This window comes from Streptomyces sp. NPDC056128, assembly GCF_042263835.1.
In the GTDB taxonomy this organism is placed as follows: domain Bacteria; phylum Actinomycetota; class Actinomycetes; order Streptomycetales; family Streptomycetaceae; genus Streptomyces.
The window spans coordinates 52,360-67,837 of sequence record NZ_JBHJVQ010000003.1; the positions used below are offsets into that span (position 1 = coordinate 52,360).

Sequence of the window (15,478 nt, forward strand, 5' to 3'; positions counted from 1 at the left end):
CGGTCAGCTTCGCATGCCGCTGTCCGGGTCTCCGGAGTCGGCCGGCTCCGTCTCCGCCGCGTACGCCGTCGGCGGCACCCCGACCGTCGCCGTGAAGTCGCGCACCAGATGGGCCTGGTCGGCGTAGCCGAGTTCGGCGGCGAGGGCGGCCCAGTCGATGCCGGTGCGGGTGCCGGCGCGTTCCAGGGCCTCGTGGATGCGGTACCGGAGGATGACCCACTTCGGGCTGACGCCGACATGGGTCGAGAAGAGCCGCTGCAGGGCCCGCACCGACAGGCCCTCCGCCCGGGCGACGTCGCCGACGCGGCACACCGTGCGGTCGGAGCGGATGCGGTCGACGAGGTCCACGGCGTGGTCGGCCTGCGGGTCCGGGGCGCAGGGCAGGGCGACCAGGAAGGTGTCGAGGGCGGCTACCCGGTCCCGGTCGTCGGCGGGGCTGACGACGGCGTCGGTCGTGGCGTCCGTCACCTGGGGGAACACCTCCCGGGCGGGCAGGGCGCGCCCCGTCCATCGCGACACCGGCGTCCGGGGGGCGTACGGCCGGAAGCCGCCGGGCCGGAATTTCACCCCGCAGACCCGGCCCCGCCCGGTCAGCTTCCGGGTGTACAGGCCGAGGGCGACGCCGGTGACCTCGGCGTAGGGCGGGCCCTCGTCCTCGTCCCACTGGAAGGTGAGGTTGACGCAGGGGTGCGGTACGACGTGGGAGGCGTAGGGGGCGGGCAGGTCCCAGTCGATGAGCCAGTACCACTCGACGTACCGGCGCAGCGGCTCGGCGGGCGCGTGCCGGCGGAATCGCACGTGGTGGAGCAGTGCGGTCGGGTCGACGATCCCGCGGGTGTCGTGGCGGGGTGCCTCCATGGCCGGATCGTACGTCGCGCTTCCCCGGGTGTCGCGTTTCTTCAAGAAGGGCGGCCCCGGACGTCCCTACGGTCGGGGCATGGACACGAACGGTGTGAAGGCGTACGGCGTCGGTGAGCTGCTGGCCATGGCGCGTGAGCGGGCGGTCCCGGTGGTGCGGGGCGTTTCGGACGCGGCGCTCGCCGCTCCCACGCCCTGCGCCGAGTACGACGTGAAGTCGCTGGTCAATCACCTCTTCCAGGTGATCGAGCAGTTCCAGCGGCTGGCCCGGAAGGAGGCGTCGGACTTCGGTGAGACTCCGGACCGGGTCGCGGGGAGTCCCGAGTGGCGTGAGCGGCTGGTGGACGAGGCGGACCGGTTGGTGGCGGCCTGGTCGGCGCCCGGTGCCGAGGAGGGGAAGACCGGCGGGATGAACATGCCCGCGCGGCTGGTCGGTTCGATGGCGCTGCTCGATCTGACCGTGCACGTGTGGGACCTGGCGCGGGCGACGGGCCAGGAGTACCCGGGTGCCGACGAGGCGGTCGTGGCGGAGCTGGCGGGCGCGGTGGCGGAGCTGGCGCCGACGGCCAGGGAGATGGGCATGTTCGGGGCGCCGGTCGAGCCGGCCGAGGGGGCGTCGGGGTTCGAGCGGCTGCTCGCGCGGACGGGGAGGGATCCGTACTGGCGGTGAGGGATCCGTACTGGCGGTGAGGGCTCCGCACGGGGGAATAGTCCCTGGTCGTTCTCCGTTCTCCGGGTATAGTTGAAGAGTCAACAAACCGGAGGTTGAGCGACCATGCAGTTCGGCATTTTCAGCGTCGGCGACGTCACGCCCGACCCGACCACGGGCCGTACGCCGACCGAGCGTGAGCGGATCAAGGCCATGGTCGCCATCGCGCTGAAGGCCGAGGAGGTCGGGCTCGACGTGTTCGCGACCGGCGAGCACCACAACCCGCCGTTCGTCCCCTCGTCGCCGACGACCATGCTCGGCTACATCGCCGCGCGGACCGAACGGCTGGTCCTGTCCACCTCCACCACGCTCATCACCACCAACGACCCGGTGAAGATCGCCGAGGACTTCGCGATGCTCCAGCACCTGGCCGACGGCCGGGTGGACCTGATGATGGGGCGCGGGAACACCGGGCCCGTCTATCCGTGGTTCGGCAAGGACATCCGGCAGGGCATCAACCTCGCCGTCGAGAACTACGCCCTGCTCCACCGCCTGTGGCGCGAGGACACCGTGGACTGGGAGGGGAAGTTCCGCACGCCGCTCCAGGGCTTCACGTCCACGCCCCGCCCGCTGGACGGCGTCGCGCCCTTCGTCTGGCACGGCTCCATCCGCTCGCCGGAGATCGCCGAGCAGGCCGCGTACTACGGCGACGGCTTCTTCCACAACAACATCTTCTGGCCCGCCGACCACACCAAGCGCATGGTCGAGCTGTACCGGGCCCGCTACGCCCACTACGGGCACGGCACCCCCGAGCAGGCCATTGTCGGCCTCGGCGGGCAGGTGTTCATGCGGAAGAACAGCCAGGACGCGGTGCGGGATTTCCGGCCGTACTTCGACGTGGCGCCCGTGTACGGGCACGGCCCGTCCCTGGAGGAGTTCACCGAGCAGACGCCGCTCACGGTCGGCTCGCCGCAGCAGGTGATCGAGAAGACGCTGGCCTTCCGCGACTACGCCGGCGACTACCAGCGCCAGCTGTTCCTGATGGACCACGCCGGGCTGCCCCTGAAGACCGTCCTGGAGCAGCTCGACCTGCTCGGCGAGGAGGTCGTGCCGGTGCTGCGGAAGGAGTTCGCCAAGGACCGCCCGGCGGACGTGCCGGACGCGCCGACCCACGCGTCCCTGCTGGCCGCCGCCCGCAAGGACGCCCGCAAGGACGCCCTCAAGGACGTCCGCGAGGAAGGAGTACGGGCATGAAGCTCGTCGTCGTCTCGGCGGGACTGAGCGTCCCGTCGTCCACCCGGCTGCTGGCCGACCGGCTGGCCGCCGCCACCGCCGGGCAGACGTCGGCGGAGGTCCAGGTGATCGAATTGCGCGACCTCGCCGTGGAGATCGCGCACACCTTCACCAACGGTTTCCCCGCGCCGCCGCTGGCCGACGCGTTCGCCGCGGTCGCGGAGGCCGATGGCCTGATCGTGGTCACACCGGTGTTCTCGGCGTCGTACAGCGGGCTGTTCAAGTCGTTCTTCGACGCGCTGAGCGTCACCGACGAGGACGCCCTCGCCGGGAAGCCGGTGCTGATCGGCGCGACCGGCGGTACGGCCCGGCACTCGCTGGTCCTTGACCACGCCCTGCGGCCGCTGTTCGCGTACCTGAAGGCCGTCGTGGTCCCCACCGGGGTGTACGCCGCCTCCGAGGACTGGGGCGCCGAAGGGCTCGACGGACGCATTGCGCGGGCCGCGGGCGAGCTGGCGGCGCTGATGACGGGCCTGTCCGCGGCAGCCCGCCCGCAGCCCCGGCGCGACTCCTTCGAGGAGGTCGTGCCCTTCGAGCAGCGCCTCGCCGCGCTGCGGCCCGCCGGGTGAGATCCCGGTGAGCGACCGGGCCGTCGGATCACGCCGCCGGCGGCCTTGGCAGACTGGACGGGTGCCCCGGACTGTTCTGCTCGCCGAAGACGACCGCGCCATCCGGCACGCCCTGGAGCGCGCCCTCACCCTGGAGGGGTACCGGGTCACCGCGGTCGCCGACGGCGTCGAGGCGCTGGCACAGGCCCACCGCGGCCGGCCCGACGTCCTGGTGCTGGACGTGATGATGCCGGGCATCGACGGCCTCCAGGTCTGCCGGGAGCTGCGCGCCGAGGGTGACGCCACCCCGATCCTGATGCTGACCGCGCTGGTGGAGACCGCCGACCGGATCGCGGGCCTGGACGCGGGCGCCGACGACTACGTGGTGAAGCCCTTCGACGTCGAGGAGGTCTTCGCCCGCCTGCGCGCCCTGCTGCGCCGCACGGACCGCACGGACCGCACGGACCGCACGGACGCCACCGAGCGCGCGGAGGCCGACGCGGACGACCGGGCCGCCGGGACCGAGCAGGCCGCCGAGCGGGAAGCGCCGGACTACCGGTACCCGGAGGCCGCCGGCCTGCGCATGGACCCGCGGGCCCGCCGCGCCTGGCGCGACGGACGCGAGCTGGAACTGACCCGCACCGAGTTCGAACTCCTCGAACTGCTGGTCCGCAACGCGGGCACCGTGCTCGACCACTCCACGATCTACGACCGCATCTGGGGCTACGACTTCGGTCCCGGCTCCAAGAACCTCGCCGTCTACGTCGGCTACCTGCGCCGCAAGCTCGACCAGCCGGGCGCCCCGCAGCTGATCCAGACCGTGCGCGGCGTGGGTTACGTGCTGCGGGCGGACTGAGTGGGCGCCTCCCCGCTCGGGCGCCGGCCCCGGCTGCTGTCGCTGCGGACGACGTTCGCGGTGTCCTTCGCGACGATCACCGCCGTGGTCACGGTCCTCGTCGGAGGGCTGTCCTACAACGCGGCGGCCCGGCTGGTCCGGGTGGACCAGGAGTCCGTCTTCGAACAGGCCGCGCGGGACCTGCGGGCCGAGGTGCGGCGGCTGCGGCTGTCGCCGGGCGACTTCTCCTCCTCCGCGCCCGGCCACGACATCGTGCGCCCCGCCCGCACCGACGTACAGGTCCTCGGGCCGGACGGCGCCGTCCTGGACCCGGCCGAGCCGCGGCTGCCGGTGACCGGCGCCGACCGGCGGGCCGCCGGAGCCGCCGAGGCCGGGCGGGTGGTCCAGCACGACGACGTCGACGTCGGCCCCGACGTCTTCCGGGTGGCGACCGTCTCCCTCGGCGGCGGCCGGGGCGCCGTGCAGGTGGCGCAGGAGTTCAGCGACACCGAGGACCTGCTGCGGGCCCTGCAGCGGCGGACGCTGGTCCTGATGGCGGCGGTGGTGCTCGCCGCGGGCCTGTTCGGCTGGTGGCTGGCCCGGCGCATCACCCGGCGTCTGGTGGTCCTCACCTCCGCCGCCGAGAACGTCGCCCGCACCCGCCGGCTCGGCGTCCCGGTCCCGGTCACCGGACCCGACGAGGTGGGGCGCCTCGGCCGCGCCTTCGACCTGATGCTGGGCCGCCTCGCCCAGTCGGAGGAGGACCAGCGGCGCCTGGTGCGGGACGCGGGGCACGAGCTGCGGACGCCGCTGACCTCGCTGCGGACCAACATCTCGCTGCTGCGCCGGATCGACGAACTCCCGCCCGCCGCCCGGGAGGAACTCGTCGCCGACCTGGGGCAGGAGGCCCGCGAGCTGACCGACCTGGTCAACGAACTGGTCGAGCTGGCGGCCGGCCAGTCCGCGGGCGAGCCCCCGCAGCCGGTCGACCTGGCGGACCTCGCGTACGACGTGGCGGCGCTGGCCCGGCGCCGCACCGGCCGCGAGATCGGCGTACGCGTCTGCGGCGAGACCGCGACCGACGCCCGGCCCGCCATGCTGACCCGCGCGCTCTCCAACTTGGTCGAGAACGCCGCGAAGTTCGACCCCGACGGCACCGGTCCCATCGAGGTGGCCGTCGCCGGACCCGCCCGGCCGGGCCCGATCCGTGTCGAGGTCCTCGACCGCGGCCCCGGTATCTCCGACGCCGACCTGACCCGCGTCTTCGACCGCTTCTACCGCGCCGCCGACGCCCGCTCCCGCCCCGGCTCGGGCCTCGGCCTGTCCATCGTGCGCGAGGTCGCCCTGGCCCACGGGGGCGCCCCGTTCGCGTACCGGCGGGACGGCGGCGGCTCGGTGATCGGCTTCACGGTGGTCCCGGCGCCGGCGGGTGGCGCGGAGGACGCGGCGGGGGGAGCGGACCGGCACTCGTAGGCCCACCGGGCACCCGTAGGCCCACTGCGCCGGAAGCGCTTCGGAAGCGGATCGTCGCTGGTGCCGGAAGCGGGTGCGCTGGTGCGCTGAGCCCATGTCGACGTCACCGGTGGCCGTGGGCCCCACCGCTGTCGCCGGCGCCGGCACCGGTGTCGCGGGTCCCGGTGCCGGCGCCGACGTCGGTGCTGGTGCCCGGCCGCGGAGAGGTGCGCAGAAAGGTGCCGAGGGCGGACAGGTCGGTGCGTTCGAGGTCGGCCGGGCGGATCACGACGCGCAGTTCGGGAGCGGTGGCGGGCTCCCGGCGGCAGTGCGCGGCGAAGCTTTCGACGATCATGAACAGCAGCTGGGTGCGGTCGAGTTCGACGATCCGGGCGAGCCCGGAGCCGATCAGGGGGATCGCGACCGGCTTGTACATGCCGTACCGGGCGACGGCCGGCCAGAGGGTGTCCAGGCTCGCCCGCAGGTCGGCCGGTCCCGAGCGGGCGACGAGGTCGTTGCCGAGCCGGGAGTAGGCCACGGCGAAGACCCGGCGGCCGTCCACCGTGAGCGGCACGGTGGTGCCGAGCGGATAGCGGACCCGGCGGCCGCGCGGCTTGTCCTGGGCCCGCTCCGTGCGCAGCGGTGTGAGCGCCCGCAGCCCGGCCTGGATCCGGTCGTCGAGGAGCTTGCGCTCGCCGCCGAACAGCCGCTGCACCAGCTGCCCCTGCACGCTGTCCCGGCTGATCACCAGGTCCTGTTCGGTGGCGGTGTCGAAGGTGTCGGTGAACCCGACCACCAGATTGGCGTCCTCCTGGTCGAAGAGGTCGCCGCGCACCACGACCAGGTCTCCGGCGCCGGGGAAGGGCTGACGCAGCAGTTCCTGCCCGTGCCGCTCCCGCAGCCGGGCCCGCAGCGAGCCGAGCAGCTCGGCGACGTCCGTGTCGTCCGGCCGCTCCCGGGCCATCTGCTGCGCGACCGGCAGGGCGAGGTCGTGCCGGCCCAGGTCCATCCGGCTGCGGATCAGCTGGCGTCGGGCCGTCTCGCGCAGCGCGAGCAGCCGGCGGACCAGCGGCCGGGCGAAGTCCTCGTCGCCCGCCTCGGCCAGGGGACGGCCGCGGACCAGGGCCAGCGCCGCCGCGAGCCGGTCGGCGGCCGACGCGGGCGCCGCGAGCAGCGCCGAGTTGACCAGGTCGGTGAACTCCGCGCAGTCCAGCTGCTCGGGCGTGAGCACCAGCCGGTACGCGGTCTCGGGGGCCGGTGCGGCCAGCAGCTGCTCGGTGCGCAGCACCCGGGCGCCGTCACCGGTCTGGGCGGGGTCGAGGGCGCGGCGCAGTTCGAGGACGCGCTTCTGCACCTCGTTGCGGTGCCGCCCGGACTGGTGCGGCTGCTCGCCGTTGACCGCCCACACGTCGCGGTGCAGCGTGCGGACCGGTACGGACTCTCCCTCCGCCGCCACCAGCCGGACCAGCAGCCGTGTCGTCAACGGCGTCAACCGGGCTGCTTCGCCGTCGACTTCGAGACCCGCCGGGCCCAGGACGCTCACACGGATGCGCGCCATACAAGTGGTCTCCACTCGTTTCGCCCTCTTCCGCCGAGTGGTCACGGGGGAGGTTTCGGCAGCGTATCAATTGTCCGTTTGGGGGAGCTGTGGATTCGGGCGGTTCGGGCGGTTCGGGTGGCGCACTGGACCGGGTGGACCTGACGGAGGCGGCGGCGGGCAAGGGTCGGCCCCCGGGACGCGTTCCGACGTGCGGGACGCGTCCCGGGGGCCGCCTGCGCCGGTCCCCCGAACGGCGCGCGGATCCGCCGGGCTACGGCCGGCGGTGGTAGGCGGACAGGTGCTGGAACGGGTAGGTGTGGCGCCAGTCCGAACCGGTGTCGTTGACCGTGCAGCCCGCCAGCTTCAGCCGTTCCACGATCTTGCCGAGCGCCGTCCCGGAGCCGTCGAAGCGGATGACGTTGCGCCCCGCGATGTCGGCGATCGGCCGCAGGCCGCCCACCTCGACGATCAGGGTGCGCTCGGGGTACGCCATCAGCACCATGCCCAGCTCGATCAGCACGTTCGGGCGCGGCTGGCACACGGGCCGGGTCTCGTACTCCGGCTCGTTGTGGCCCCGCAGGTCCCGGTGGAGGCTGACGACGTCGTCCGGGGTGAGCAGTACGAGCGCCGCCTGGGCCTGCGCCGGGGCGCCGGCGACCACGTCACCGAGAAAGGGGGACGCGTGGCCGGTCGCTCTGACCAGGTCCTCCCACTCCTTGGGGCGCAGGTCGAGCCGGCGCAGCAACTCGAACATCTCCCGCCGCACCTGGTCGTCCCGGCCGTGCACGACGAAGACGCTCCGGGCCCGTTCGGCGTCCGAGGGCATCGGCACCGCGCCGCGCCGGAGTCCGTCGGCGTACGGCTGCCCGGACGGTGCGGCGTGGACCGGGGAGCCGTCGCCGAAGGTCTGGGTGCCGCCGTTGCCGACGCTCTGATTGCCCCCGAAGTTGTTGGTGCTGCCCTGGCCGAAGTCGTTGCCTTGGAACTTCTGGGCGCTCATGCCGGTCGTGCCTCCCTGGTGATGCCGGAGTTGTTGCCGAAGGTCTGGGTGCCGTTGTTGCCGACGCTCTGGTTGCCGCCGAAGTTGTTGGTGCTGTTGGCCCCGAAGTTCTGCTGGAGGATGTTGGTCTGGTTCGCGTCGTGCTCGCGGGTGTCGACGTCGTGGTCGCGCAGGAAGTCACCGACGATCTGGAGCAGGTGGCGCTCGATGATCTGGATGTACTTGATCGCGTCCGTCTCCTGGAAGAAGTGGTGGAAGTCGTTGCCGGGCGCCAGTTCGCGGACGCTGGTGAGCGCGCCGCAGTCCACGGAGGTGAGCGCGTAGCGGCCGAGCCGGAACTCGCTGGTGTCGTTGGGCTGGCGCACCAGGGTCCGTACGGTGTCGGTGCCGAAGCGGCTGGGCAGCCGCTCGCGCAGCGGGTTGAAGACCAGCCGCAGCAGTTCGCCGGGCGCGCTGCGGGTCACGTCCCAGGCGATGCGCACCATCAGCCGGCCGTCGATGGTGGCGGGCAGCCGGTCGGCGAGGTGGAAGCTCTCCGGCACGGGTCCGAGTACGTAGGTGTAGAACTCGGTGTGCAGGGTGCTGCCCTTGATGTCGAAGCCGATGAACACCGAGGTGACCAGCTCCTGTTGCCAGGCGCCGATGCGGATGCACAGGTACTCGCGCCGGGCGTCGTAGTCCTCCCGCCAGTGCTCGTCGCCGTCGTCGGGGTCGGGCGCGTCCAGGAGTACGGCGACGGAGTCGCTGCCCTCGGCCGTCCGGACCGCCTTGGTGAACCTGCGCCGGTCGACGGAGAGCAGCTGGATCCGGTCGCTGGGCGCGGGCTTGTCGCGCAGCTCGGCGAGCATCTGCTCGCTGACGCGCCCGGTGATGTCCTCGACGGTGAACGGGATGATCGGCTTGCGCTCGGCCGGGGCGTGGTCTCCCGCGCCGTCCACCGGGCCGTGCTGGGCGGGGAAGTGCCCGTTGAGCAGGCCGCCCGGGCCGGTGAGCACACCGTTGCGGGACATCGGGGCGCCCAGCAGCAGCTCGGCGTTGGCCCAGCGGCGGATGGAGCTTCCGGCGCCGACGAACGGCTTGTAGCCGCCGTAGTAGACCGTGTCGGAGGCCTGCTGCCGGTTGATCTTGCCGACCAGCTCCGGGGTGAAGCGCGAGGTCATCGGGTAGGCGCCGTCGAATCCCGGGCGGTCTGCCACCGCCGGCGCGAGGTTCTCGGCGAGGGTCTGGAGGATGGCCAGGCGGCGCAGGAACATCGTGGCCCAGGCGACCCAGAAGAACAGCAGCGCCGCACCGAGGCCGCTCAGCACCCCCGTGACGAGCAGCAGCAGGACGACGGCGGTGCCCGCGCCGAGGGCCGCCAGCTGGTTGCGGCGCAGGTTGTGGGCGGCGAGGGCGTGCGCGAGCACGGGCGCGGCGTCGTAGCCGTAGGAGGGGGCCACCATCCGGTAGGAGTGGGTCAGCAGCTCCCGGATCACCGCCTTGCGGTAGACGGGGTCGAGGTAGGTGCCGGCGCAGAGCAGGCGGGTGACGTTGCTGGTCGCGTCCGGGGGCGGCGGGGCGGCGTGGGTGGTCATGGTCCTCAGTTCCCTTCCCGCATGTCCGCGGCGGTGATGACGCCGTCGCTCACCGTGTAGGTGCCCTCGAAGGTGGCCGACGTGCCGTCGGTGTCCCAGGCCACGACGGTGACCGACACCTCGTCGCCGGTCGTCGAGTTCACGGTGACGTCGTCGCGGTCGGTCGTCTCGAAGCCGGCGACGAAGTGGTCGTAGTCCGGGTCGAGGTTCTTGCCGCCCAGCTCCCAGGCGGTCGCGAAGTCGCGGTTGTTGATGGCCTCGAAGTACGCGGTCACCGTCGCCTCCGGCCCGTCCTCGCCGGTGAGCGCGGGGTCCTCGGAGGGGTCGTCCGTCGGGTCGTCGGTGGCGGTGCCGTCCGTGCCGTCGTCGTAGGTGCCGTCGTCGTAGGTGCCGTCGCCGTAGGGGTCGTACGGGTCGTCGGTCGTGCCGTCGCCCCACGGGTCGGTGCCGGCGCCGGTCGTGCCGCCGGAGCCGTCGGGGCTGGTGCCGTCGTCGTACGTGCCGTCGTCGTAGGTGTCGCTGTCGGAGGTCCCGTCGTCCGAGGTGTCGGAACCCCAGTCGGGCAGTGCTCCGCTGCCGTAGAAGTCGTCGGTGGCGGGGGCCCCGTCGTCGCGGCCGGTCGTGGCGAGCACGACGGCCAGCACGACTATGAGGACGAACGGGATCGCGATGACGGTCAGGGCCTGGTTGCGTACCTGGCCGGGCGTGAGTGCGAGTCCCGGTGCCGGGTAGGAACCACGGGCGCCGGGCGGAACGCGGGTATTACTCATCTGTCACCTCATTGCCGCCGGTATCCGGACGGGCGGATACGGCACGCGCCCCGAGTGGGCCGATGTGCCTTGTGCATCGACCGATCCGATCAGGGGCGGCGCTTCCGGATCCAGATTTCTGGCGTTCCGATGCGCTTCCGATCGGCTTCCGGTATGGGGCACGCGGGCGCTCCGACCTGGAGGGAATATACCCCTGGGGGGTATGGTTGACGCAGGTGACCGAGTTACGCCGAGGGAAGGGGAGACCGCCATGGATCACATGGCCCACCACGCGTCCTGGGGGACCGCCGCCAGGGCGACGCTGCACTGCCTGACCGGCTGTGCCGTCGGCGAGATCCTCGGCATGGTCATCGGCACCGCCCTGGCCTGGGGCAACGCGCCGACCATGGCGCTGGCGATCGCGCTCGCGTTCCTCTTCGGCTACTCCTTCACCCTGTTCTCGGTGGTGCGGTCCGGCCTGGACCTCAAGTCCGCGGTCAAGGTCGCGCTGGCCGCCGACACCGTCTCCATCGCGGTGATGGAACTGGTCGACAACGGGATCATCGCCCTCACGCCGGGCGCCATGGACGCCCACCTGTCGGACGGCCTGTTCTGGGGCGCCCTGCTCGGCGGGCTCGCCGTCGCCTTCGTGCTCACCACACCGGTCAACAAGTGGATGATCGGCCGCGGCAAGGGGCATGCCGTCGCGCACGCCCACGCCCATCACTGAGCCGCCCGCGCACGGCCGTCCGGCGGCGCGTCACAGGTCCGCCGCGTCCATCGCGTCCATCACGTCCGTCATGTCGAACGCGCCCGGGACGGCCGACGCGCCCGGGACGGCCGACGCGTCCAGGGCGGCCGACGCGTCCAGGGCGGCCGACGCGTCCGGCGGTTCGCCGTCGAGGCGCTGTTCGGCCCAGATGGTCTTGCCCTGGCGGCCGTGCCGGACGCCCCAGCGCGTGCTGAGCCGCATCACGATGTACAGGCCCCGGCCGCCCTCGTCACTGTCCCGGGCGTGGCGCACGTGGGGGCTGGCGCTGTTGGCGTCCGTGACCTCGGTCAGCAGCCGGCCCCGGTCGTGGATGAGCCGCAGCCGCACCGGGCCGTCGCCGTAGCGGATGGCGTTGGTGACGAGTTCGCTGACGACGAGTCCGGTGGTGAACGCCGACTCGTCGAGCCGCCAGGCGGCGAGCTGCCGGTCCACCAGCCGGCGGGCCGTGGACACGACGGAGGCGTCGGAGGGCAGCGTCCAGTCCGCGACCTGTTCCGCGGACAGCGCGAGGGTGCGGGCGAGCAACAGGACGGCGTCGGCGTGGCGGGAGGGGGCCATGTGGTAGACGGCGGTGTCGCACAGCTCCTGGAGCGGCTGGGTGGTGGAGGCGAGGATGTGTTCGAGGCGGCGGGGGCCCGAGGCGCGGTCGTGGCCGTCGCCGGCGAGCAGGCCGTTGGTGTAGTGGGCGAGCAGGCTGCCCGGTTCCAGCTCCACCACGGCCGGCGTGAACACGTGTCCGCCGCCCGCCCCCAGCGGCGGCCCCTGGGGGACGTCCACGGCCCGGGGGGACCCGTCGGGGTCGACGACCACCGGCGCGGGGTGTCCGGCGCGGACCATCGTGCACTGCCGGGAGACCGGGTTGTAGACGGTGACCGCGCAGGTCGCCACCTCGGTGCCCGCCCCCTTCGAGGCGTCCGCGAGCTGGGCGGCCACCTCGTCCAGGCGGGTCAGCAACTCGTCCGTCTCCAGGTCCTGGAGGGCGAGGGTGCGCAGGGCGAGGCGGAGCTGCCCCATGGTGGCCGCCGCCTCGATGCCGTGGCCGACGACGTCCCCGACGACGAGGGCCACGCGGGTGCCGGACAGGGGGACGACGTCGAACCAGTCGCCGCCCGCGCTCTCGGGCAGGTAGACGTGCGCGGTCTCCACCGCCGAGAGGTCGGGGATCCTGCCCGGCTGGAGCGTGCGCTGGAGGGCGGCGGCGACGGTGTGCTCGCGCCGGTAGCTGCACGCGTTGTCGAGGTGCACGGACGCGGTGAACGCGGCCTGCCGGGCCACGTCCAGATCGGCCTCCTCGAAGGGGTCGGTCCGGTGCCGGTACAGCGTCAGCAGCCCGAGCACGGTGTCCCGCGCCGTCAGCGGGGCCACGATCATGGAGTGCACGCCCGTCCTGAGCAGCGGCGCGAAGCCGTCCGGGTCGGCCGAGAGCCACGGTTCACCGGCCGAGACCCGCACCAGGCGGGCCCGCAGGTCGTTGAGGGCCTGCGTGTACGGGGTGGGGAAGGGGAAGCGCCGGCTTTCCTCCTGCTTCCTGCTCACGTCGGCGGTCGGGGGAGCGAAGGCCACGCGGCGCAGCGGCACCCCCGGCGGTGGGGGACCGGCCGGGCGGGCGGCTCCGGCGCCGCTGTCGTCCAGCAGGTCGACGGTGGCCGCGTCGGCGAAGGCGGGCACCAGCGCCCGTACCAGCTCGTCGGCGGTGGTCCGCTCCTCCAGCGTGGAGCCGACGCCCGCGTGCACCGCGCTCAGCACCGCGAGCCGGTCCGCGTCGGCCTGCCGCTCGGTCACGTCCTCGACCACGCAGACCAGCCCGGGCCGGCCGTCGCCGGGGGTGTCCAGCGGGAAGAGGGACACCTCCAGGGCGAGCATCCGGTGCGCGCCGGACAGGGAACGCCCGCGGAACAGCCGGCCCCGCAGCGGTTCGCCGGTCGCGAGCACCTCGTCGATCAGGGACCTCAGCTCGCCCGGCTCGAACCCCGACGCGAAGTCGTCGATGCCGTGCCCGAGGACGTCCTCGGCGGGCAGGTCCCGCACCGCGCGGCCGGTGGGGTTGTAGCGGGTGACCTTCAGCTCCGGGTCGAGGACGAACAGACCCTGGGGTGAGTTGGCGAACAGCGCGTTGAGCACCGCGGCGTCGCCGATGGGATCGCCTGTCACGCGAGCTCCCTTCGCGGGTCGGCTCCCTGGGCGGGTCGGCCCCTTGGCGGGTCTCCCCTCACCTTCTCGCATCGGCCGGGCGCGGCAACTCGGCCGGACCCGTCCCCCCGGCACCCCGTCACCACGTCTCCGAGTCATCGGGCGCCCCGGCCCGCACCCGCCCCGCCCGCCCAGCTCCCTCCGCCCCCGCCCGGCGCAGCCGCATCGCCACCAGCGGCAGCAGCAGTACGGAGATCATCGCGGCGCCGACCAGGGAAGCCGCCTCGTCGGAGCCGATGAGCCGCTGGTCCACCCCGATGGTCGTGATCGCCACCACCAGCGGCAGACACGTGGACGCGAACAGGGCCAGCGCGGCCCGGTCCGGCCGCCCGAGGTCCTTCGGCGCCAGCAGATACACCGGTACGCCGCGCACCAGCAGGACCAGCAGCAGGAATCCCGGTACGAGCAGCAGGGCGCCCGGGTCGTGGAGCAGCGCGTCCAGGTCGAACTCGATGCCGGTGACGACGTAGAAGAGCGGCACGAGGAAGCCGAACCCCATGGCCTCCACCTTGCCGAGGACCTCCCCGCTGCTGTCGGGCGCCGCCCGGTGCAGGACGAGGCGGGTGAGGACGCCGGCCGCGAAGGCACCCAGCAGCACGTCGAGCCCGAAGACCTCGGCGAGGCCCAGCATGCAGGCCAGCAGCAGCATCACGAACCGCACGGCGAACTGGGCGCTGCTGTGCAGGGTCCGTGCGGTCAGCCGGCCGAACCAGGGCGGGCGCGGACGCAGCGCCCAGAAGACGGCGAGGGCCGTGATCGCCCCGAACGCGGCCAGCAGCGCGGCCGACTCGGCCGGCCGGCGCCCGCTGAGCAGCAGCGCCACGGCGACCACGGGCCCGAACTCGCCGACCGCCCCGAACGCCGAGACCACGGTGCCGAACCGCCCGCGCAGCTCCCCGCGGTCCCGCAGTATCGGCAGTACGGTGCCCAGCGCCGTACTGGTCAGCGCGGTACCGATGACGAACGCCTCGAACACGTCCCCGCCGCTGATCAGAAAGGCCAGACCGATCCCGAGGACCAGCGACAGCAGCCAGGACCGCACGGACCGGCGCAGGGTGTCCCCGCGCACCGCCGCGAAGTCGATCTCGTACCCGGCCAGGAAGATCAGCATCGACAGCCCCAGATCGGCGAGCGTGTCGACGACCTCGTCGGGCCGCGCCCACCCGAGCACGTCAGGGCCGACCAGAATCCCCAGCCCGATCTCGAAGATCACCAACGGCACCCGCACCCGTCGCCCGCCGACGTACACGAGCAGCGGCGCCAGCACGGCGATGCCCATGATCAGCACGAGCGTGCCCGGATGGGTCATGTCTCCCTCACCGGCGGAGTGCGGAGGCCGCCCGCACGCGGCGGCCCTGTGCCACTCTCACCCGGGCCCGACGCCCGGACTACCGGATGTACGCCGTCGGGGGGACCTCCGCCTGGATCTATGCCGCCGGGGGAGCGGACTCCGGGAGGCGTCCTCGGAGGGTGGCGGCGAAGTCCTCGGCGCGGCGCAGCTGGACGCGCAGCTTCTCGACCTGCTCGGTGGCCGCCTGTTCGTACCCGCGGACGCGGTCCACCAGCGCCTCGCGCTCACCCGCGTCCAGCGAGTCGCCGCTGTCCAGGCGGTCGGTGGCGGAGAGCAGGTCGCGCATCTGGTCCAGGGTGAAGCCGAGCGGTTTCATCCGGCGGATGACCATGAGCCGGGCGACGTCCTGCTCGGTGTAGAGACGGAAGCCGCCCTGGGAGCGGGCGGAGGGGATGACCAGTCCGGTGTCCTCGTAGTGCCGGATGGTGCGCAGGGACAGCTCGGTCCGCTCGGCGACTTCACCGATCTGCATGTGCTTGTCGTCCACGCCCTGTGACCTGGCCCTTCGTGTCATGGCGGGCGGCGCCCGCCATGGACCTCGCCCATCTCTACCCTAACGTCAGGGTAGAGTTGTGGTCGGTGAGGGCGGCCCGACCGCCCCGCCACCGCTGCTTCCGGGACCGATGACGCCCCCGGCGAAGAGCCGATTCTCGCAGCCGCCCGGCCC

The 15,478-nt window shown here is 73.1% G+C and carries 14 protein-coding genes; 6 read left to right on the plus strand and 8 right to left on the minus strand.

Annotation, left to right across the window (positions count from 1 at the left end; translation table 11 throughout):
• Positions 1 to 3 precede the first annotated feature (3 nt).
• Entirely contained in the window at positions 4 to 858 is an 855-nt protein-coding gene (locus ACFC1X_RS08280) for a DUF6597 domain-containing transcriptional factor (RefSeq protein WP_376349885.1), read from the minus strand.
• Between the two features lie 79 nt (positions 859 to 937).
• Between ACFC1X_RS08280 and ACFC1X_RS08285 the strand changes: the two genes are divergently transcribed.
• From ACFC1X_RS08285 to ACFC1X_RS08305, 5 genes are all read left to right on the plus strand, one after another.
• Entirely contained in the window at positions 938 to 1,528 is a 591-nt protein-coding gene (locus ACFC1X_RS08285; protein ID WP_376349887.1) for a TIGR03086 family metal-binding protein, read from the plus strand.
• Between the two features lie 105 nt (positions 1,529 to 1,633).
• A complete protein-coding gene (locus ACFC1X_RS08290; RefSeq protein WP_376349889.1) occupies positions 1,634 to 2,761 on the plus strand; it encodes an LLM class flavin-dependent oxidoreductase in 1,128 nt (375 codons plus the stop codon).
• On the plus strand, positions 2,758 to 3,369 hold the full coding sequence (locus ACFC1X_RS08295; RefSeq protein ID WP_376349891.1) for an FMN reductase: 612 nt from the start codon (positions 2,758 to 2,760) through the stop codon (positions 3,367 to 3,369). Before ACFC1X_RS08290 ends, ACFC1X_RS08295 begins: the two co-directional genes overlap by 4 nt.
• Before the next feature lie 61 nt (positions 3,370 to 3,430).
• Positions 3,431 to 4,204 (plus strand): response regulator transcription factor, encoded by a 774-nt coding sequence (locus ACFC1X_RS08300; protein WP_376349892.1) that lies wholly within the window; start codon positions 3,431 to 3,433, stop codon positions 4,202 to 4,204.
• Positions 4,205 to 5,656 carry an ATP-binding protein gene (locus ACFC1X_RS08305; protein ID WP_376349893.1) on the plus strand — a complete coding sequence of 484 codons (1,452 nt, stop codon included), beginning with the start codon at positions 4,205 to 4,207 and terminating at the stop codon, positions 5,654 to 5,656. It begins immediately after the preceding gene.
• A gap of 103 nt (positions 5,657 to 5,759) precedes the next feature.
• On the opposite strand, the gene ACFC1X_RS08310 is transcribed toward ACFC1X_RS08305, so the two are convergent.
• From ACFC1X_RS08310 to ACFC1X_RS08325, 4 genes are all read right to left on the minus strand, one after another.
• Complete coding sequence (locus ACFC1X_RS08310) at positions 5,760 to 7,193, minus strand: macro domain-containing protein (protein WP_376349895.1); 1,434 nt, start codon at positions 7,191 to 7,193, stop codon at positions 5,760 to 5,762.
• Between the two features lie 253 nt (positions 7,194 to 7,446).
• A complete protein-coding gene (locus ACFC1X_RS08315) occupies positions 7,447 to 8,175 on the minus strand; it encodes a TIR domain-containing protein (RefSeq protein WP_376349897.1) in 729 nt (242 codons plus the stop codon).
• Positions 8,172 to 9,749, minus strand: a complete 1,578-nt coding sequence (locus ACFC1X_RS08320; RefSeq protein ID WP_376349899.1) for a hypothetical protein — start codon at positions 9,747 to 9,749, stop codon at positions 8,172 to 8,174. Before ACFC1X_RS08320 ends, ACFC1X_RS08315 begins: the two co-directional genes overlap by 4 nt.
• A gap of 5 nt (positions 9,750 to 9,754) precedes the next feature.
• The gene (locus ACFC1X_RS08325; RefSeq protein WP_376349901.1) at positions 9,755 to 10,519 is read right to left on the minus strand and encodes a hypothetical protein; all 765 of its coding nucleotides are present in this window, start codon (positions 10,517 to 10,519) and stop codon (positions 9,755 to 9,757) included.
• A 250-nt stretch (positions 10,520 to 10,769) separates the two neighbouring features.
• Here ACFC1X_RS08325 and ACFC1X_RS08330 point away from each other — a divergent pair, with 250 nt between their 5' ends.
• A complete protein-coding gene (locus tag ACFC1X_RS08330) occupies positions 10,770 to 11,228 on the plus strand; it encodes a DUF4396 domain-containing protein (protein WP_376349903.1) in 459 nt (152 codons plus the stop codon).
• A gap of 30 nt (positions 11,229 to 11,258) precedes the next feature.
• Here ACFC1X_RS08330 and ACFC1X_RS08335 read toward each other — a convergent pair whose 3' ends face one another.
• The 3 genes from ACFC1X_RS08335 to ACFC1X_RS08345 all read right to left on the minus strand — a co-directional run bounded on the left by ACFC1X_RS08335 (position 11,259) and on the right by ACFC1X_RS08345 (position 15,298).
• Positions 11,259 to 13,421 (minus strand): SpoIIE family protein phosphatase, encoded by a 2,163-nt coding sequence (locus ACFC1X_RS08335; RefSeq protein ID WP_376349905.1) that lies wholly within the window; start codon positions 13,419 to 13,421, stop codon positions 11,259 to 11,261.
• 118 nt (positions 13,422 to 13,539) lie between these two features.
• Positions 13,540 to 14,769, minus strand: a complete 1,230-nt coding sequence (locus ACFC1X_RS08340; RefSeq protein ID WP_376349906.1) for a cation:proton antiporter — start codon at positions 14,767 to 14,769, stop codon at positions 13,540 to 13,542.
• A gap of 118 nt (positions 14,770 to 14,887) precedes the next feature.
• Positions 14,888 to 15,298 carry a MerR family transcriptional regulator gene (locus ACFC1X_RS08345; protein WP_376349907.1) on the minus strand — a complete coding sequence of 137 codons (411 nt, stop codon included), beginning with the start codon at positions 15,296 to 15,298 and terminating at the stop codon, positions 14,888 to 14,890.
• Between the last annotated feature and the right edge of the window lie 180 nt (positions 15,299 to 15,478).